We start from the raw sequence: 18517 nt of genomic DNA on the forward strand, positions 1-18517 counted from the left end.
AGAATACCGATCACATTGATCACCGTGTGCGATAATTCAGCGGTGGAGTTGCGCCAGCTGGAGTGCTTCGTCGCCGTGGCCGAAGAGTCCAGCTTCACCCGTGCCGCGGCCCGGCTGCACGTCGTGCAGTCCGCGGTATCGGCAACGATCGCCGCCCTGGAACGTGAGCTGGAAACCCCGCTGTTGTTGCGCACGACCCGGCGGGTCGGGCTCACTGATGCCGGGCGCGAACTGCTCCCGAAAGCCCGGGCCACGCTCGACGCCGCCCGCGACGCTCGCGACGCCGTGCACGCCGTCAAAGGTGGACTGCGCGGCACACTGCGTATCGGGACCATGAGTTCACTCGGGCTGATCGACTTACCAGCACTGCTCGGCCGATTCCATCGCGAACTTCCCGCCGTGACCCTGCGGCTCGCGACGGCGGCATCGGCCGGCGGATCTCCCGGACTTCTCGCCGCACTGGCCCAGGGCCGCCTCGACGTCGCCTTTGTCTCGATCCGTGGACATCCACCCGCGGCGACACACCTGCGGGATCTGACATCCACACCCTTGGATCTGGTGGTTCCCCGAGATCATCGCCTCGCCGACCGCAACGAAGTAGCGATTTCAGAATTGGCCGACGAGTCCTTCATCGACTTCCCGCCCGGGTACGGAAACCGCGCCGTGACCGATCGCGCCTTCACCGCCGCCGGACTCCAGCGTCGAGTCAGCCTCGAGATCACCGATATCGACGCAGGCACGGACTTCGTCCGGCAACACCTGGGCATCGCCCTGCTGCCCCGCGCAGTCATTCCATCCGGCAACGATCTCAGCATCCTGCCTGTCACCGGCGCCGACTTGGATTGGCCCATTTCCTTGGCCACGCCCACCGGTCGCACCCCCGGGGCCGCGACCCGCGCGTTCGAACACCTCGTCACGCAATATCTCGCGAACTCGCCCACGGGTTCGCTGCCGTGTGCGAGTCCGCCGTGAAGGGGCACCAGTTCCTCGGGCAGGACCCGTTGCCGGTCTGAGATCGGTCCGTCTACGCGACTCCCGGAAAGATCAACGGGCCGAGATCATCTCGGTCCGCTCGACGCACCATAATGCCGCTGGGCGCGCGTTGGTCAGCGACAAACTCAAGTCCCGTACGCCGATCTCCTCTCTAACGGACTCGCGCCGTAGGGTGGTGTCGATCGTCGTCTATGGAGCTCTTCTGGCCGGACTCCCGCTGGGAATCGCCTTCGACAGCTGGCTACTGATCCAGACTCATGTCTCGATACTCGATGTCCTCACTCACGTCCGCGCCGATCTCTATCTTCTAAGTGTATTGGTGGTCACTGCACTTCTCGGCGCTGCGGTCGGTCTAGCGGCAGGCATTTACAGCGAACCAGCGTGGATCAGCTTCCTGATCAGCACCCGAATTCTCTGGTTACGCGGAAAGTTGCCGTGGCGCACGCGGTCCTTCCTCGATGACGCCCATCGAATCGGCTTATTGCGCACCGCGGGAATGGTCTACCAGCTCCGACATGCCGAACTGCAAGACCGGCTCGCACCAGTCGACGCGTGGCCGGACCAACGGCGCGCCGAAGAGTATCGCCTGCAGCAGGAACAGCGCCAACGCGAGCTCGAATACCAAGAGCACCAACGCATCGCCGCTGAACAGACCGCCGAGCAGAAGAAGGTTAGACTCTCATTGCAGCTGGCATATTGGGAGAGACAAGTTGCCACATACTCGACCATCTCATTTCGTAACCCACTCAAACTCGCGGAGTCGCTCGAGGGACTCGCGACCGTACACAGACAGCTGGGCAATCACCCTGCCGCGTGTGCTGCTGTCGATCGGGAGATAGCCATCCGGCGGGAGTTGATCGAGGACGACGACTTCGACAAGGAACATCTTGCCGACGCGCTCGCCCAGCTTGCTGTGTCGCGGCAAAACGCGGGCGATACCTCCGGAATGATTGTGGCGGCCACAGAGTCTGTGGAGCTCTGGCGCGAACTGACAGTCGAGGCGTCAGTTCTGTACGTAGTCAAGCTATGCGACGCGACCGAACGCCTCCTGGACTATCTGGCCGATGGAGAAGGCGCCGCTGCCGCTGCCGACGAACTGTGGCTCGAATCAATCGCCGCGGTCGATTCGGCTCCTGCAGAGTCGATGCTGCGAGTCAGGTACGGGGATTGGCTGTTTCGCCACGACAAGCCGAAGTCTGCCCTCGAGCAGCTATTTCGAGCCGAAGACCTGATCCTCGGACCAGATGAGGTCGACGACTATCTGACTACCGATCTGGTTCGCTCTACTGTCGATCGAACCAGCGACCTCCGCCGCCGGCTCGAGCCCCCCACAACAGCCCCGACCGAGACTGCGCCTCATCCGGCCAAACGATCCGGGGGACGATCCGCGAAGCATCGCAAGCAGTAATGCGGCCTTGTTGGCGATGACCGGCTCAGACATGTCCAGGGGCGTGTCTTGCGTCAAGATCCTGGCAGGATCTCGCTGGTCATGAGGTCTACGCCAGCGATGGAGCGACCGCGCTGAACGCGCGGCCGAATACCGTGCGCCGGAATGACCATGTCCGACGCACGGATCAAGCTCTGGCTCAGCGCGTGGACCTGGACTGTCCGAGTCAGGTGATCACAAAGATGCTATGACAGGATGGTTGGCGGATTTGTCGACCCCGATGTCCGACGGGCGCGGCCCAGCTATCCTGAGCAGCGCTACGCATAGCCATCGGTGGCGTGGTGTGGAAGTTCGATGGACAATCGAGGTGACTAGGGCATGTCCGTTGTCGTGACGCTCGATCGGATCCGACAGGATCTGCAGGAATTCGCACGCCTGGCCGAGGTTCGATACGACCCGGCGGTGATGGATCCGGTGCTCGCAGCCCTCGGGGATCTGTGGACCACCTCCGTGATCGGCGTTCGCACGACCACGCATCCGGTCGCGCAGCGGGGACTGAACGTGCGGTTGCTGAACCCCCGCCCGGGCACCGATCCGGTGACGGCGCTCCGCAAAGCCGGGCTGCTGGAGTTCACCGGGCATCCGATGGAACAACTGCTCACCGACATTCCCGCGGCCGTGTCGACGTCCTTCGGTGTCGACGTCGGGGTCGCTAGCGGAGTCGAGAAGATCTGGCTGATGTTCCCCGAATTGATCAGCGTGGAACGCATACTCGGATTCGCGGGCATCCCCGAGGCGGCACGTGCGCACGCCGCACACCTGAGCCGTTATGGTGGCGAAATCGGGATACTGGCGCTGGATTTCACCAGTCGCACCATGAACCTCTACTCACAGCCATTCACCCCCGGTCAGCTCACCGCCGCCGACATCAGCACCATCCTGGCCGACCTCGGCTTCGTCGCGGCCACCGACCAGGAGCTCACGCTGCTCGGCCAGACCTTCGACCTGTACCGCACCTTCTCCTGGACTTCCCCACGGATGCAACGCATCTGCTTCCCGGTCCGCTATGACACCACGAGCTTCCCGAGGCACCTCGATCCCGTTTTGGACCGCTTCGTCTCCGGCGCACCCTCCGCTGGAACCGGACCCCGCGGCGTCACCTTCTACACCGCCTACGGCCCGAACGACCGGTACTACAAGGTCCAAGTCGAGTACACCTCGACCCAGCACGTTACCGTCCCCGGCGGCCGAACCCCCGATCAACTTGCACCCCAAGGGAGTACGCCCTAATCCCCTGAAGTCGGTGACCAGTGATACATAGCCTCGGCACGGGACATCTCAGCACACGGAATCAACGTAAGTCGTTTTGCATCGCACTCATCCATCCTGACTTCAGTCGGGACGAGTGATCGATATGCCGCCTATCGCGGTCCCCGAACGTCCACATCTGTTTAAGTAGCCACGAGGCGTGGGGTGGTCAGACGTCCAGAATGGCTGGCTCGCGCAGCTTCTCAACGCCCGCAACTAGCCGCTGGGCCCGCGTTGGCCGGCCGTCCAAACTGACCGTCTGGCAGCACTTCCCAACGCGCGCATAGCCGCATATCGCGCGTTGGGCGATGTGCTCAATGTCGGCGAAGGCTACTCCACGGCGATGCTGGGACCGGTGTCCTACGTTTCGAGGCCGAATATCGCTGGTCGACAAGCGACTTCGACTTCCGCACCGCCCATCTCGAAGACCTCGATCTCAGCCGCGCAAGATTCTCCCGAACTGCTCGATTCGACGAGGCGACATTCAGCGGCTTGGCCTCGTTCATTGGGGCGACGTTCCTCGACGCTGAGGACGTGCGGTCGGTGCGCACGTTCCGCTGGTCGCGGGGCTCGGTCATTTCCCGGGTTGGTGGTGGTCGGCAACGGATGCGTGCCACGTGGGCTTCGAGTCGTGGCAAGAGCGCGATCATGTCCGGGCGCTCGACTTCTATGGCCGGTGATTGGTATTGCGTCGCAACCGTTTTGACTGCACCGGGAAGGTGAGAGGGGACATCGGCGGCATGCTCCGGACTACTTCGCGCGGCTGGCGGCCGGGGCCTGGCCCACTCCCCTGAGTATGCCGAGAACAGCTGGACTCGAGGACAATGTAACTCAACTGATTGATTTAAATTGAGGGACCGCATAGCCTCTCCGTAGCTGCCGGATGACCGGCAGGGCGGAACGGAGGGCGATTGTGATGCGGGACGTAGCGGTGGTCATCGGTGTGGGCGGTATGGGCCTCGCGATCGCGCGGCGCATCGGCCCCGGTTTGCACGTGGTGCTGTCCGACTTCGATGAGCGGGCACTGGAGTCGGTCACCGGGCAGTTGCGTGGCGAGGGCTATGGGGTAACTCCGGTCGCCGCCAATGTGTCATCGAGGCAGGCGGTGGCGGGGCTCGCCGCACAGGCCGCATCGCTGGGGCGGGTGGCGGCGGTGATCCACACCGCTGGACTGTCGCCCGTTCAGGCCCCCGTCTCGGCGATTCTGGCGGTGGATCTGTTGGGAGTGGCTCTGGTGATCGAGGAATTCGGCGAGGTCATCGCCCCGGGCGGGGCCGGGGTCGTGATCGCGAGCATGGCCGGTCACAGCTATCCGGCCTTTACCGGGCAGCAGGCATCGGAACTGGCAGGCACACCGGCCGATCAGCTACTGGACCTGCCCATCGCGGATCCGGCCAACTTCGCGACCAGCGGTGCCGCCTACGGATTCGCCAAGCGCGCCAACCTGATTCGAGTCCGAGCGGCCAGTGCCAGCTGGGGTGCCAAGGGGGCGCGGATCAACTCGATCAGCCCCGGCATCATCGCAACGCCTATGGGACAGGCGGAGTTGGCCGGTGCCAACGGCACCGCTATCCAGGCGTTGATCGACGGCTCCAACGCCCGCCGTGTCGGCACCGCGGCCGACGTTGCCGCTGCGGCCGAATTCCTGCTCAGTCCCGCGGCCGGATATATATCCGGTGCCGACCTGCTCGTCGATGGCGGCGTCACCGCGGCTCTGCACAGCAACACGATGACGCGGGGGTGACGATGGGGAGCAGATCGGTTCGGGTCGAACGGGTGCAGGCAACGCGCGAGCAGATCCTGGCGGCGGCGGAGCGGTTGTTCGCCGAACACGGGGTAGTCGCGGTGTCCAACCGCCAGATCAGCGAGGCCGCCGGTCAGGGCAATACCGCCGCCGTGGGCTACCACTTCGGCACCAAGATCGACCTGGTGCGCGCCATCGTGGGCAAGCACGCCGCGGACATCGACCACATCCGCACGCGCATGGTGGCCGACGCGACCGGCTCGACGAATGTGTGGGACTGGGTCGCCTGCCAGGTGCGTCCGCTCACCGAACATATTGCGGCCCTTGGCAACCCCAGTTGGTATGCGCGATTCATCGCCCAGGTGATGACCGATCCCGCATTCCGTGCCATTGCGATTGCGGACGCACAGGATTCGCCGTCACTGCAGCAGGCTCGTGTTGGACTCAATCGGTGCCTGCCGGACCTGCCGACCTCGATCCGGGCCACTCGCGGCGAAATGGCCCGACAGTTGATGGTGCACGTGAGCGCGGAACGAGAACGCGCGCTTGCCGAGGGCGCTCCCAGCAACTGGGCCGACTGGGCCGATACCGCCACCGGGTTGATCGACGGGATCACCGGCCTGTTGCAAGCTCCCATCACATCGAATACCAAGCACACCCAGCCGGACTCTTCCCGAAAGTACTGATCACACGAACCTGAAGCACGTACAACCCAGCTGGCGGTATGCCTGCCGGTGACGGTCGCGGCCGTCACGGGCAGGCACCCTCTAGGGGACTCGTCGGGTCGCTCGGATACAACGGTGGTGCCCGAACACCACAAACCAGCCGCACTGCGGCATCGTCATGCGGCCGAGCACCGGCCCCGGTGCCGGCCTTCGGCGCCATCCACACCCGAGGGGCCACAACATAGACCGCGCAGCACGCCGGAGGGGGCTGTCCAGATAACGGCTCTGTCGCACTTTAGGTGGTGACCAATAGCGGTCTATGCCAACAGGATTCAGTGTCGTAGAAGTCGGAAGCCTGCGCGGCCATACATCTGTCGCTTGATCAGTTTGGTCTTGATGTTGACGCCCTCGACCGGGCCGTTGCTGTAGGGAGGGGGACGCTACCGGAATCCCGCATCGGTCTGCGCGGGCGCACGGAAGACCAACGGGCCGAGCGCCTCCCGGCCGCCGGCAGTGCGCGCTGATGCCGCCATCCCGCGCATCCGCGGACACCGAGCGGCAAAAGAGTGGGCGGTCCGATGGGCTGGTAACGGACCCCCGAATGACCAGCCGGGCGTAAAGTCAATTCGAGATTGTGATGGTCTGCGCGCTGGAGCGGGGTTGGGGCCCAGCCGTTCTGTGAGGTGGTGCGCGTGGGCAAGCGCGTCGACACGTCGGCCTTGATCGCTGGCCACGACGACGAGGTGCGACATAGGCTCCAGCGCTGTGTTGCAGCGTTGCAGTGCATGGTCGATGGTGGCTGGTTCGTCGGCCATGAAGACACCGTGGGTATGGAGGTCGAGTTCGATCTCGTGGACCCGTTGGGCCGCCCGCGGCTGATCAATGACTTGGTTCTGGCACGTCTGGGCCGGGCGGACATGCAGGAAGAACTCGGTCAGTTCAACGTGGAGCTGAACCTGGCTCCACGTCGGCTGCAGGGCAGCGTGCTGCACGACTGGGAACGCGAACTCGCCGACGTGCTGGACCGCTGTGGGGCGCGGATCGAGGGGTTGGGCGCTCGGCTGGTGGCTGTCGGCATGCTGCCCACTGTCAGTGCCGAGCAGCTGACCCTCGAGCGGATCTCGGCCAACCCACGCTACGCGCTGCTGTGTAAGCGCCTGCGTGCCGCGCGCCACAGACCGTTCCTGGTACGCATCCTCGACGGGGTAGAGCCGGTGGAGTTCACCACCGACGCACCGGCTCCCGATGCTGCCGCGACCAGCCTGCAACTGCACCTGCGGGTGCCACCCGACTCGTTCGCCGACTACTACAACGCCGCCCAAATGATCGCCGGGGCCCAGGTCGCAGTGGCCGCGAATTCGCCATACCTACTCACCCGCCAGGCTTGGCAGGAAACTCGCATCATGCTATTGGAGCAGTTGCTGGACAGCCGCCGACCCAGGGACGTCCGGGTCGGCGCACCGGCGCGCGTTCGGCTGGGAGACGGATGGGTCAACGGCCCAGTGGAGCTCTTCGACGAGCTGGTGCGGCTTTTCCCGCCGCTTTTTCCGACGCTGGACGCCGAAGATCCCGATGCCGCCCTGCAGGCCGGGTGTGTCCCGAGCCTGCGCGAGCTTCGATTGCACAACGGCACGGTCTGGCGCTGGAACCGCCCGGTATACGACGTCCAAGCGGGATGCCCGCAGTTACGCATCGAGAACCGAGTGCTGCCCAGCGGACCGACCGCCGCCGACATGGTCGCCAACGCCGCCTTCTACTACGGACTGATCCGCGCGATCGTCGACAGCGACGATGTCCCTTCCAGTCGGATCCCCTTCGCGGTGGCGGAGCGGGACCTGCATCGCGCGGCCCGCGACGGGCTGGCGGCGCGGCTGTGCTGGCGGGGCATCGACTACCCGGCCGACCGGCTCACCGATGAGGTCCTGCTGTCGACAGCCGCGGCCGGGCTCGATGCCTGGGGTGTGGACACGGACGACCGCGACCGTTACCTCGGCATCATCGAAACGCGAGTCCGATCCGGCCGTACCGGCGCTGTCTGGCAGACGCAGACGGTGCGCTACCTCGAGGAGCACGGCATGGGGCGAATTGCGGCGCTGGGTGAGATGACCCGGCGATATGTCGAGCACTCGCACACCGGCACTCCAGTTCACACATGGCCCGTGCCATGACCGGAGACTACGGCGAATAACGCGGTGTTGGCCCGGCGAGCGGGATTCAGCAACACTGGCGCGACTCGAGAGGTCCGCGTTGAGCTCGCTCGCTCGCATTCACCCGCCGCGTGGCACGCGTTGGTCATCCGTCCAAACTGGCTGGCTGACAGCACTTCCCAACGCGCGCACATAGCCGATGAGCGCGCTTTCGACGCCACCCGCCCGACACCATCACCCGGACGCGCGTCCGCCTGGCGGCAACGCCGGACGCAGCCGCGCTACCCGCCCGCACGTACCGAATTGGTGAATCAGGCACCGAAAGCTGTGATCCGCACCGGAGAAGACGCGCGCGATCCACCGTGACACCTCCACCAACTCGGCGGTCCCCGCGATACCGATCGCCCGGTAGGGATCTCAGCGAACGCAGATGGCTCGGTGCGTTGCCTGTCGAACCTATGCGGCGACCGCCGAGGTAATCGAGCGCCCGATTCAGCCGAAAGGTGTGACCAGCAACGGGATTTGGCGTAGGTCGTCGAGGGTGTAGTGGATGCCTGCGAGTGCGCTGATCGCACGCAGGCCGATGGCGAAATCGGCCTCGCCCGGGTCGAGGTAGTCGTGGTCGACGGTGCCGGCCGCTTCGAACGCCGCGCGCAGTTCCTCGGGTAGGTCGGCCAGGTCGGTGTCGAGTTCGAGGTCGTCGACGTTGATCCAGGCGATTTCGTTCCCGTCGGCGTAGTAGGTCAGGCTCGCGTCGGCATTGATGGAGAAGTAGCTCGTCGCGGCTACGCGACCGTCAGCCGAGAGAACCGCCGCGTCGTCGGTGGCGCCGAAATCGTCATAGATAAAGGTCCATTCGCCGACCCGCCCCGCCAGCAGCGTCGCGGTGTCGCCTCGCTCGGTGCCGAGCGCCGCCGCTGGCAGGGAGGTCAACTCGTCCGGCTTGTCTGCTGGAAGTTCGCATGGCCGGAACAGACGCGCCTTGGCTCCTAGCGCTTCGAGTGCCGCGGCGGGTTCGAGTCCACGGACCACGTGCACGCAGTGATTGGGATCGTCGCTCGCCAGCCCGCTGATCCACAACGGAACACCTTCGGGGTCAAGGGAATTCGGCGGAAATCCGGGTGTAGCCATACTGTCCTCGCCTATCGGAACCATGTTCGTGTCGGGTTCATCATCGCCCGCTTCACCGGTCGGCGCGCCGGACGGGGTGAGAACGATGGTCGACGTGCGGGTTCGCACATCCGCAGTTCCGCTGCAGTCGGCGATGGAAGCAGTGACATACGGCACGACAGCGGACGCGACATCATGGCAAGGATTCCAGACCGGGGATGCAGTCCCGAGGCTCTCACCTGCGCGAATTGGGCTGCTACATAAGAGAACAGGGCGAAAGGGATCTAGTGTGAGCCGTATGCGATTGACGGGCATGGGATTCGGTGCTGCCGGAATGGTGGCTGCAGTGCTGGCGGGGACGATGTCGAGCGCGTCCGCGCAGCCGGTCGGCGTTACCGGGTGCGCAGGGTGGCAGACGGACACCCTCGCGTCGGGGCTGGGGCAACTGGAGAACCTGGAGACAGACGGAAACGGCGGGTTCTATGTGTCCGGCGCCGACGCGCACAAACTGTACGACGTGGACGCGTCGGGGAACGTCACGGTCGCGCTCGACGCCACCGGCGGACCCCTCGGACTGCAGCGAGACGGTTCCACGCTGTACTTCATGGGCCGCGCCGACAGCGGTGCCGGTGTACAAGCGCTCGATACCACCACCGGGGCAGTGACCCACATCACCGACATGGGCGGCAACGGCCTGCTTCGACTTCCGAACGGCGACCTGCTGACCACATGGGTCGGCACCGAGGGCGGCCCCTCCGCCGGAGTCACCCGCTACGACCACGACACCGGTGCGGTGCAACCGAACTGGGGCCCGGTCCCGCGAGGCGAAGGCTTGGCGCTGTCCCCGGACCATGCGGCCGTATACACCGACGACCTGTTCACCGGCCAGGTCTACCGCATCCCACTGAACGACCCGGCCCATTGGACGGTGGTCGGTCGCGTCGATGGCTTGCTTCCCGGCGATGATGACCTCACCGCCGCCGCGGACGGCTCCTTGTACGTGGCCGCACACATCGGCGGCAGCATCGTCCGCATGGATCCGGCCACCGGCGCCACCTGCGCAATCGCCACCAGTATCTCGCCCGGATGGAACGGCCCGGCCTCGGTGCGCATCGGACCCGACGGCGAGGGTTGGGCCCTGTACGTCAGCGCTTTCGACGGCACCCTGCGCCGCATCCGCCCACCCGCCGACGTCGACCTCGCTCCGGTGCAGACAAGCTGACCACCGCGCGGCCCGACAGGGTATAGCAGCACAATGGCCCGGACCTCACCAACCCGCGAACACCACATAATCGGCTACTTACCGCGCGTCGGGATGCCCTGTCGGCCAACCGATCTGGGCACTTTACCAACGCCCTCGCAGCGGCAATTGCGGACGTTCCCGGACGCACGAACGCATTATGGTGCGTCGAGATGATCTCGGCCCGTTGATCTTTCCGGGAGCCGCGCGGCCGGGCCGCGTCACAGGTTGACCGGACATGGCGCGGCGCTGTCCATCGTGGACCAGCAGGTGTCCGCCGTGCTCATGTCCGGCCCCATTGCGAGCCGAAGGTGAAGCGTTGTGCGGACGCCCCGTCCCGGGCAAGAGCCTCGAGTTCGGCCACGCCGTCTGACCAGCGGGGCACCGAGCCGTCCTCGACGCTCCAGAGGACGTGCCCCGGCCAGGACCCCTTCAGGAACCAGTCGTACCTGAGTTGCAGAGCCTCGCGGTGCAGTCCTCTGTAGACGAACAGACGTGCGGTCCCGACGTCCCGCCACAGGCTCAAGGTCGCGATGTGGGCGTGCGGATCGTGACCCGCCAGGTCCGGAAGGCCGAGGGGTAGCACGTAGGACCCCCAGCGCCCGAAGTCTTGTCCGGGTTGATGGATCGCGTCCCCGTCATAGCCTTCCTCGGCTCGGCCGAGGAAGCCGGGGGCGTGGTCGCCGGCACTGTAGATCTCGTCGCCCCGGCTGGAGAGGTCGGCCAGCGCGGCCGGCTCCATGGCGGGGTCGAGCAAGCCGAACGTGTAAAGCGCGATGTTGCTCACGGGCATTGCTTTCTGCTTTGTGGACAGACATTTCGGTCCGCGGCCGAGTGCGCGGGCCACGGTGGAGCCCGGCCGTGTCCACCCGGTCGCGGCCGGGGGTGGGCAGCCTGCGGCATACCGGCGTGATGATCACGCCTGTCTGCTGCGAGTGCCACCAAAGGTCTCTCAATATGTGAATGTATAGCATACATTCACATATTGCATGAGGCCGAGCTGCGAGGCCTGTCCCCCCGGGCACCGTGAGATCCGGCGGTAGCCTCAGGCCATGACGGCCAAAGACATGACGGTCGGCGCGCGAGCCCCCCAGCAGGCACGTAGCCGCGAGACGCAGACCAAGCTCCTCGCCGCCACCGAGGATCTGCTCATCGAGGTGGGCGCGGACGCGATCACCATGGGCTCGGTTGCCGCCCGCGCCGAGGTCTCCGTCGGCACGGTGTACCGCCGCTTCGAGAACAGGGACCTGCTCCTGCGCGCCGTCAAGGACCGCATGCTTGCCCGGCTCGGGGATCGGCTCGATGCTCGTCTCCAAGGCCCGCTGGCCGACCTGGAGTCGGTGATCGATGCCTACACCTTCGCGGTCGTCGAGTGGATGGTCGAGAGTGGACGCCTCCTGCCGGAGATCTTCGGGGTTGGCCTGCGGCCCGTCCCGGACGAGCGTGCCGAGGGCCTGGCCGCCCTGCGGCGGCGGCTGGCCGAGGCAGCCGCACCACACCGAGGGGCGGTCCGGCTCCAAGATGCGGATTCGGAGCTCGCGTTCATCGGTCGCACCATCACCGCCTCGGCGATGCACCGCGCGCTCAGTATCGAAGCGGCTCCAGACGGAATGACCTGGGAGCAGTGGCGCGGCCGGACTGCTCTCATGGCGGTGGCCTACCTGACCACCGACCGATCCTCAGCTCCTCACCCACCGTGACGGTGTTGCCGGTGGGCGTGCCGAGGCCGCCGACGTCACCAAGCCCGCGCCCGCTGGTTCCACCACCGCACTCGATTAGGTCCTCACCTGCAAACTAACCCAACCCGCAAGTGCAGCTGGAGTATTAGGGCTGCGCACGATATTCGCCGACAGCGCGCCCAGAGGCAGATGAGTTGCGTTCTCGCCGTGCGAGTTTGGTCGTCAGTTGAGCGTCCTTGTCGGACACCGGCCTCAGCTGGCCCGATACGTGGTATCCCAGTGCCTCAGCAGGGCGTCGTCCTCGCAGCCCTGATCAGACGGGACCTGGCGAGGTTACTGAAGGCGTCCGGGCTGGACTAGCCCTGCGGACTTCACACCGATGTTCACGCGAGTCTGGCCACCGGCCGTGGCGGTACCGGCCCCGCCGCGCTGGCTGTGATCGCCCCGGCCTCGCGATCGAGTCGATTCGCTGAATTCTTGCCAGACCAAAACCTTCTCGATCGCTGCGAACGTTTGGCGAACGAATTGCGGCTGATCGCCCAACCGGCTGGCTGTAGCGACCAGGGCCGCAAATACCGACGGAGGCGACCGAACTCGGCCCGCTATCTCGTCCACGCTGCCCCTACCGGTGACCGCGCATCTGGGCGTGCCGGTCCAGATGATCGACTATCTGCCCAGCTCACCGATTCGGTCATGAGACCTAGCCGATGTCGCTGAACTCCAGGCCGTGCGTCCTAGTGCATGAGCACTAGGACGTACGAGGGGCTGGTCCGCGTGCACCAGGAGAAGACGGTGGCGCGAGACGATGCCCGGCGCGGCGTCGGCGGGAAGTGTTGGGAGCGGGTCGATCTCGCTCGCAACCAACGACGAAAAGGATGTCCATGTCCGAAGTTCTGGTTTCCCCGGTCCGCATGGGGAGACAGTCGATCGGTGCCCTCGGCGTCTTGGCGCTCGCCCTCGGCACCTTGCAATCGGTGGTGGAGCCAGCGGTCCCGCTGCTGCAACGGGAGCTGGGGGTCAGCCCTGCCGAGGGGGCCTTGGTCGGCAACACATTGCTCATCACCGGTGCGGTCCTCACACCCGTCGCGGGCAAACTCGGCGACCGCTACGGCGGCAAGCAGGTGCTGCTCTGGCTGATGGCCGTGGTCTCGGTCGGTGGTCTGCTGGCGAGCTTTGCGCCGAACCTGCCGGTGTTGTTGCTCGGTCAGGTGTTGCAGGGCGGCATGGTGGGTGCGCTGCCGCTCTCGTTCATCCTGGTGCGCAAACACCTCACGACGGGCGAGTCACAGGCGGCGATCGGGCTGGTCGTCGCGCTGTTCACGGGTGGCGGCATGGTGGGCACGTTGATCGCCGGGCCGATCGCCGAAGGACTGTCCTGGCATTGGATATTCGCGCTACCGACGATCGTGATCATCGCGATGACAGTCGTGGTGACTCGGCTGACGCCACATGATCCGCCGATCCACTCGGACGGCGGAATCGACTGGCCCGGTGTGGTTCTGCTGAGCACAACGTTGCTCGCATTGATGCTCGGGCTCGTGCTGATGACGAGTGGCAGCCTGTCGCCGATTGCGGTAGTTGCCATCGCGGTGCTCGTGGCCTGCCTCGCGACCGGCTGGGTCGCCGTCGAGCGCCGGGCGGACGCGCCGATGGTAGATCTGCGAATGCTGGCAAAGCCTGCCATGCGGAATTCGTTCGTGCTCACCTTCGTCATCACCACAAGTTTCGGGATGGTGGTTTTTCTGCTCCCGCAGCTGTTCGCGGTGTCGGCCGACGGGTACGGCTTCGGTGCGAGCACCACCGCGATCGGACTGTTCCTGATGCCCGGCGCCATCGTCGGGGCGCTGAGCGATTCGGTCGGCGGGGTCGCGGCGCGGCGGTTCGGTCCGCGTGTCGTCGTCCTGGTCGGTGCCGTCGTCACGGTGGCCACGCTGATCGCCCTGGCGGCGGCGCACACCGCGGCGTGGCAGCTCGTCGTCGCGAAGGCGCTGGTCGCGTTCGCCGCGGGCATCGGAACCACGGCCTTGCTGGCCGGCACCGCCACCGCGGTCGAGGCCAAGGCCACCGGTATTGCCACGAGCCTGCTCGTGGTGACCCGCGTGATCGGCGTTGCCGTCGGTGTCCAGGTCGGCGGCGCGATCCTGGCCGCCGGGTCCGATCCGGTGACGGACCAGCCGAACGAATCGGCCTTCGTCCTTGGCTTCGCTATCGCCGGCCTGGTCGCCGCGGCGTCACTGCTCGTTGTCCGTTTTACGAGAAAGGGAGCCCAGGCATGACGACCGACTGTGTGTCGACGGATGTGCGAACTACTGCGAAGCGCAAAGTGTTGATCTCCGGGGCAAGTATCGCCGGCCCCGCGCTGGCGTACTGGCTGCACCGATCTGGATTCGAGGTGACGGTAGTGGAGCAGGCGGGCGCATTGCGCGACGGCGGATACCCGATCGACATCCGCGGCACCGCCATAGAGGTGGTCCGGCGGATGGGGATACTGCCGCAATTGCGGGACGCGCACATCGATTCGCGCCGCTGCACTTTCCTCGACGTCGATGGCAGCGAATTGGCCGCGGTCAACCCGAGCGCCGTGGCCGGCGGCGTCGAGGGACGGGATCTCGAGGTGCGTCGTGGGGATCTGGCCGTGAGCCTCTACGCGATGATTCGCGACGACGTGGAATTCCTGTTCAACGACTCGATCGATACCCTCCACCAGTCCGAACGAGGGGTCGACGTCACTTTCCACAGTGGGCAACAGCAGACGTTCGAGTTGGTCGTCGGTGCCGACGGTATGCACTCACAGACCCGGGCCGCCCTGTTCGGCCCCGAAGAACAGTTCCATCGCTACCTCGGCTATTGCTTCGCGATATTCACCATGCCGAACACCCTCGGTCTCTCCCACGAGGTCGTGTTGTGGAACACACCGGGCAAAGCCGCAGCGCTCTATGCCGTCGGGGACGACGACGAGCTGCATGCCTTCCTGAACTTTCACCAACCGGATCCGCCGTTCGAAGTCCTCCGGAACCCCGACGCTCAGCGGGATTTGGTCGCCGCGACCTTCGCAGGTGCGGGATGGGAGGTCCCCCGCATGGTCAAAGCCATGCGCGACGCGGATGACCTGTTCTTCGACACGGCCGGTCAGATCCGCATGCCGCACTGGTCGAGTGGCCGCGTCGCGCTTGTCGGCGATGCCGCGTACGCACCCTCGTTCCTTACCGGGCAAGGCTCGAGCCTCGCGCTGGCCGGTGCCTACCTGCTCGCCGATGCGCTGGCCACGAACCAGGACCACAGCGCCGCCTTCGCCGCTTACGAACGTGGCCTTCGCGAGTTCGTCGGCATGAATCAGGCGCTGGTGGACAACGGTGCGGCCATCCTGTTCCCAACCACGGTGCAGGCCTTGGAGCAACGCAACGCCAGGCTGCGTGACCTCGTCACCATGCCCGCCGCGCCGGCCCGACCGGCGCACTCGGCCCTGACGCTGCCCGAATTCACGCCGACGGCCACGGGGCCGGACTACGACCGGCCGTCGGGAGCGGCCTGCGCCAGGCCCGTCCGGTAGGCGATGACGACGAGTTGCGCTCGATCGCGCGCCTCCAGTTTCGTCATGGCGCGCTGCACGTGCGCGCGAACGGTGAAGGGGCTGAGGAACATTCGCTCGGCGATCTCCTGGTTGGACAGACCGGTCGCGACCAGAGCCACCATCTCGCGTTCGCGCGGGGTGAGTACGGCGAGCTGTTCGGGGTGGTTGGGCTGTGCATCGGGTGTCGCCAGGAAACGGGCGACCAAGGAGCGGGTCGCGGCCGGGGACAGCAGGGTGTCGCCCGCCGCGATCGTGCGCACGGCATCCGCCAGGTCCTCGGCTCCGATGCCCTTGCCGATGAAGCCGCCTGCCCCCGCACGCAGGGCCTGTGCGACGTATTCGTCGGTCTCGTAGGTGGTGAGGATCAGGATGCGGCTGGCACGTAGTTCTGGGTCGGCGCAGATCTCCGAAGTGGCGGTGAGACCGTCCATCTCGGGCATCCGGATGTCCATGATCACCACGTCCGGGCGGAGCTCTCGGGTGAGTCGCACCGCTTCTCTGCCGTCGGCCGCCTCGCCTACCACGGTGATGTCGTCGGTGGTGTCGAGCAACATACGGAAGGCACCGCGCAGCAGGGCCTGATCGTCGGCGAGCAACACCCGCAGCGTCACGGCGCATCTCCCGTTGCTTCGTCAGTCCTGCGCGTCGTGTCCTTGACCGGCGGGAGGGGCAGCTGGGTGGAGACCAGAAAACCGCCCTCCGGGCGCGTGCCTGCGCAGAGCTGGCCGCCAACCGCAGTGGCACGTTCACGCATCCCGATCAGACCATAGCCAGGCGGACGATCCGGCACCATAGACACATTCGCGGTCCCCCGTCCGTCGTCGGTGACGGTGATGCTCACGCGATCGCTGTGCCAGACGAGGCGCACACTGGCGCTACCGGTGCGGGCGTGCTTGGTCACGTTGGTCAGGGCCTCCTGAATGATGCGGTAGGCGGTGAGGTCTATGCCCGGCGGCAGCGGCCTGGCCGTGCCGTCCTGGTGCACCGACACCTCCAGACCCGCGCGGCGGAAGGACTCGAGGAGCGTGGGCAGTTGCGACAACCCGGGCGCCGGTTCGGCCGGCGCGTCCCCGGACTGACGCAGCAGACCGACCGTGGCCCGCAGTTCATCGAGCGCGTCGCCGGTGGTCTCGACGAGCTCGTGCAGGCTTTTGCGGGTCTGCGCCGGGCGGGAGTCGAAGAGGTGGGCAGCGACCGTGGCCTGCGCGTTGGCCAAGGTGATCTGATGGGCAACGAGGTCGTGCAGTTCGCGGGCGATCCGCACCCGTTCCTCGGCCACGCGCCGACGCGCCTCGCTGTCGCGGCTCCGCTCGGCCTGCCGGGCCCGCTCCTCCACCGCCGCCAGATAGGCCCGCCGGTGCTGCGCTGAGCGCCCGAGCACGCCCGCCACCAGCGGGAACGCCACGACCGCGCCCATCCTGCTCGCGTCCTGCCACGACAGCGCCCCGAGCAAAGGGGTGGCGGCGACCAGCAGCGCCACCGAGGCGAGCACCACTGCACTCGCCGCGCGCCGTTCGGTACGCGCGGTAAGCGAGTAGGCGGTGATCACAGTGGGGGCCACGATGAGCGGGCTCAGAAAAAGGCCCAAGAGCGGTACCAGCACGCCGCAGGCGGTCGTGGCAGCCATGGCGGCCAACGGCGCGCGGTGCCGCCACGGCAACACGGCACAGGACACCACCGCGATGAAGTAGGCGGCGGCAGGTGGCGGTGCCAGCGTGCCGTCGACCTGCACCACGCCGCCGAGCAGACAGAGCGCGAACGCCGTCGCCGTGATCGCTGCCTCCCACCACCACGCGCCGCGCGGTCGCGGGCCTCCTGTGGTCGTCATGGCCGACGCAACTCGAACACAATCCGGCTCCCCCCGCCGGGGCCGTCGTTCCAAAACAGCATGGCCCCAACCCTATTCCACGGGTCCGGCCGGGCTGGTGTCGCGCATCGGTCGTCGATCGGGTTGCGCTGGAGAAACGACGGGTAGCGGCAGGGCGTCAGGTGGGAACGAACTCCCTCGGCGCCGCTGCACCGACAACCCAGGCCAATCCACAGGTCGCGCCACACCGCCTTCGCCAGGCGCAAGGTGTCCAAGACCATCGGCGGGCTCCTGTCGCGCAGATGCGTGGCGAGTACTCGTTGTTCGACTCCAGCGTTGTGCGCGACGAGGGTTCGCCCGGCCAAGGCGGCCTCGATGTCGGGCGCGATCTCAGCCCAAGCCGGACAGGTCTCGACGTCGGAGTTCTTGATGCCGTGCACTTTTCGGGTGACGATCTCGGTGATCGGCCGTTGTGGCTTGATCAGCCACACTCGCATGTCGTCGATGTCGACCGTCTCACCGGAGACGGACAGGATAGCGATCTCGATGATCTCCGGTGGTGTCTGACCATTTCCTTCGACATCTACAACTGCGATGTCCTTGCCGCGCAGCGTGTTCGGGATCGCGTCGGCAACGTCTCCTTGATCGTGAGCCAGCCACGCTGCGCCTGTGCGTGTGTGCGTGCATGCTCGGGTCGATCGCCGCAGCGATCATCATTGTCACGGCAGTAATTCGCTGCCAGATGTGATCGTTTCAGAGAAGATAGAAGCGATGAACAGGCCCACCGGTGATGCCACCCCGCGGCTCGTACGAGAGCTTGTGGCACTGCAGCCAAAGCGAATCGACCTCCGGAATCACGACGTTCA

Annotated in this window: 16 protein-coding genes and 1 pseudogene; 11 read left to right on the forward strand and 6 right to left on the reverse strand. The window is 66.1% G+C overall.

Going from position 1 to position 18517, the window contains the following annotated elements:
* Positions 1-42 precede the first annotated feature (42 nt).
* The 6 genes from ABZ942_RS42065 to ABZ942_RS42090 all read left to right on the forward strand — a co-directional run bounded on the left by ABZ942_RS42065 (position 43) and on the right by ABZ942_RS42090 (position 6118).
* Positions 43-972: a LysR family transcriptional regulator gene (locus ABZ942_RS42065; RefSeq protein ID WP_357391870.1), complete on the forward strand. Its 930-nt coding sequence runs from the start codon at positions 43-45 to the stop codon at positions 970-972.
* A gap of 196 nt (positions 973-1168) precedes the next feature.
* The gene (locus ABZ942_RS42070; RefSeq protein ID WP_357391871.1) at positions 1169-2401 is read left to right on the forward strand and encodes a hypothetical protein; all 1233 of its coding nucleotides are present in this window, start codon (positions 1169-1171) and stop codon (positions 2399-2401) included.
* A 357-nt stretch (positions 2402-2758) separates the two neighbouring features.
* Positions 2759-3670, forward strand: coding sequence for an aromatic prenyltransferase (locus tag ABZ942_RS42075; protein WP_357391872.1), 912 nt, complete (start codon positions 2759-2761; stop codon positions 3668-3670).
* Positions 3671-3979: 309 nt separating this feature from the next.
* Positions 3980-4411, forward strand: a complete 432-nt coding sequence (locus ABZ942_RS42080) for a pentapeptide repeat-containing protein (protein ID WP_357391959.1) — start codon at positions 3980-3982, stop codon at positions 4409-4411.
* Between the two features lie 190 nt (positions 4412-4601).
* Positions 4602-5432, forward strand: a complete 831-nt coding sequence (locus ABZ942_RS42085; protein ID WP_357391873.1) for an SDR family oxidoreductase — start codon at positions 4602-4604, stop codon at positions 5430-5432.
* A gap of 2 nt (positions 5433-5434) precedes the next feature.
* Entirely contained in the window at positions 5435-6118 is a 684-nt protein-coding gene (locus ABZ942_RS42090; protein WP_357391874.1) for a TetR family transcriptional regulator, read from the forward strand.
* Between the two features lie 311 nt (positions 6119-6429).
* Here ABZ942_RS42090 and ABZ942_RS42095 read toward each other — a convergent pair.
* A pseudogene (locus tag ABZ942_RS42095) lies at positions 6430-6528 on the reverse strand (transposase); the annotation flags it as partial.
* Positions 6529-6882: 354 nt separating this feature from the next.
* Here ABZ942_RS42095 and ABZ942_RS42100 point away from each other — a divergent pair.
* Positions 6883-8265, forward strand: a complete 1383-nt coding sequence (locus tag ABZ942_RS42100) for a hypothetical protein (RefSeq protein ID WP_357391875.1) — start codon at positions 6883-6885, stop codon at positions 8263-8265.
* 471 nt (positions 8266-8736) lie between these two features.
* Here the strand turns inward: ABZ942_RS42100 and ABZ942_RS42105 are convergent, their stop codons facing one another.
* Entirely contained in the window at positions 8737-9375 is a 639-nt protein-coding gene (locus ABZ942_RS42105; protein ID WP_357391876.1) for a DUF6461 domain-containing protein, read from the reverse strand.
* Between the two features lie 277 nt (positions 9376-9652).
* On the opposite strand from ABZ942_RS42105, the gene ABZ942_RS42110 reads away from it, so the two are divergent.
* A complete protein-coding gene (locus tag ABZ942_RS42110; RefSeq protein ID WP_357391877.1) occupies positions 9653-10576 on the forward strand; it encodes a hypothetical protein in 924 nt (307 codons plus the stop codon).
* 301 nt (positions 10577-10877) lie between these two features.
* Here ABZ942_RS42110 and ABZ942_RS42115 read toward each other — a convergent pair whose 3' ends face one another.
* The gene (locus ABZ942_RS42115) at positions 10878-11381 is read right to left on the reverse strand and encodes a DUF3291 domain-containing protein (protein WP_357391878.1); all 504 of its coding nucleotides are present in this window, start codon (positions 11379-11381) and stop codon (positions 10878-10880) included.
* Positions 11382-11646: 265 nt separating this feature from the next.
* Here ABZ942_RS42115 and ABZ942_RS42120 point away from each other — a divergent pair, with 265 nt between their 5' ends.
* From ABZ942_RS42120 to ABZ942_RS42130, 3 genes are all read left to right on the forward strand, one after another.
* Positions 11647-12294, forward strand: a complete 648-nt coding sequence (locus tag ABZ942_RS42120) for a TetR/AcrR family transcriptional regulator (RefSeq protein WP_357391879.1) — start codon at positions 11647-11649, stop codon at positions 12292-12294.
* Positions 12295-13154: 860 nt separating this feature from the next.
* The gene (locus ABZ942_RS42125) at positions 13155-14549 is read left to right on the forward strand and encodes an MFS transporter (RefSeq protein WP_357391880.1); all 1395 of its coding nucleotides are present in this window, start codon (positions 13155-13157) and stop codon (positions 14547-14549) included.
* Complete coding sequence (locus ABZ942_RS42130; protein ID WP_357391881.1) at positions 14546-15823, forward strand: FAD-dependent monooxygenase; 1278 nt, start codon at positions 14546-14548, stop codon at positions 15821-15823. The genes ABZ942_RS42125 and ABZ942_RS42130 overlap by 4 nt, the downstream gene beginning before the upstream one ends.
* On the opposite strand, the gene ABZ942_RS42135 is transcribed toward ABZ942_RS42130, so the two are convergent.
* The 3 genes from ABZ942_RS42135 to ABZ942_RS42145 are packed head-to-tail and all read right to left on the reverse strand — an operon-like array spanning position 15778 to position 18358.
* On the reverse strand, positions 15778-16455 hold the full coding sequence (locus ABZ942_RS42135; RefSeq protein ID WP_357391882.1) for a response regulator transcription factor: 678 nt from the start codon (positions 16453-16455) through the stop codon (positions 15778-15780). The genes ABZ942_RS42130 and ABZ942_RS42135 overlap by 46 nt on opposite strands.
* Positions 16452-17672: a sensor histidine kinase gene (locus ABZ942_RS42140; RefSeq protein ID WP_357391883.1), complete on the reverse strand. Its 1221-nt coding sequence runs from the start codon at positions 17670-17672 to the stop codon at positions 16452-16454. The genes ABZ942_RS42135 and ABZ942_RS42140 overlap by 4 nt, the downstream gene beginning before the upstream one ends.
* Positions 17669-18358 (reverse strand): 3'-5' exonuclease, encoded by a 690-nt coding sequence (locus ABZ942_RS42145; RefSeq protein WP_357391960.1) that lies wholly within the window; start codon positions 18356-18358, stop codon positions 17669-17671. Before ABZ942_RS42145 ends, ABZ942_RS42140 begins: the two co-directional genes overlap by 4 nt.
* Between the last annotated feature and the right edge of the window lie 159 nt (positions 18359-18517).

Source organism: Nocardia sp. NPDC046473 (assembly GCF_040645995.1).
Lineage (GTDB): Bacteria > Actinomycetota > Actinomycetes > Mycobacteriales > Mycobacteriaceae > Nocardia.

Bases quoted from the DNA above. Each gene is read 5' to 3' on its own strand.
- ABZ942_RS42100 (WP_357391875.1), top strand. From the start codon at position 6,883: ATGGTCGATGGTGGCTGGTTCGTCGGCCATGAAGACACCGTGGGTATG.
- ABZ942_RS42120 (WP_357391879.1), top strand. From the start codon at position 11,647: ATGACGGCCAAAGACATGACGGTCGGCGCGCGAGCCCCCCAGCAGGCA.
- ABZ942_RS42125 (WP_357391880.1), top strand. From the start codon at position 13,155: ATGTCCGAAGTTCTGGTTTCCCCGGTCCGCATGGGGAGACAGTCGATC.
- ABZ942_RS42075 (WP_357391872.1), top strand. From the start codon at position 2,759: ATGTCCGTTGTCGTGACGCTCGATCGGATCCGACAGGATCTGCAGGAA.
- ABZ942_RS42140 (WP_357391883.1), bottom strand. From the start codon at position 17,672: ATGACGACCACAGGAGGCCCGCGACCGCGCGGCGCGTGGTGGTGGGAG.
- ABZ942_RS42090 (WP_357391874.1), top strand. From the start codon at position 5,435: ATGGGGAGCAGATCGGTTCGGGTCGAACGGGTGCAGGCAACGCGCGAG.
- ABZ942_RS42105 (WP_357391876.1), bottom strand. From the start codon at position 9,375: ATGGCTACACCCGGATTTCCGCCGAATTCCCTTGACCCCGAAGGTGTT.
- ABZ942_RS42130 (WP_357391881.1), top strand. From the start codon at position 14,546: ATGACGACCGACTGTGTGTCGACGGATGTGCGAACTACTGCGAAGCGC.
- ABZ942_RS42110 (WP_357391877.1), top strand. From the start codon at position 9,653: ATGCGATTGACGGGCATGGGATTCGGTGCTGCCGGAATGGTGGCTGCA.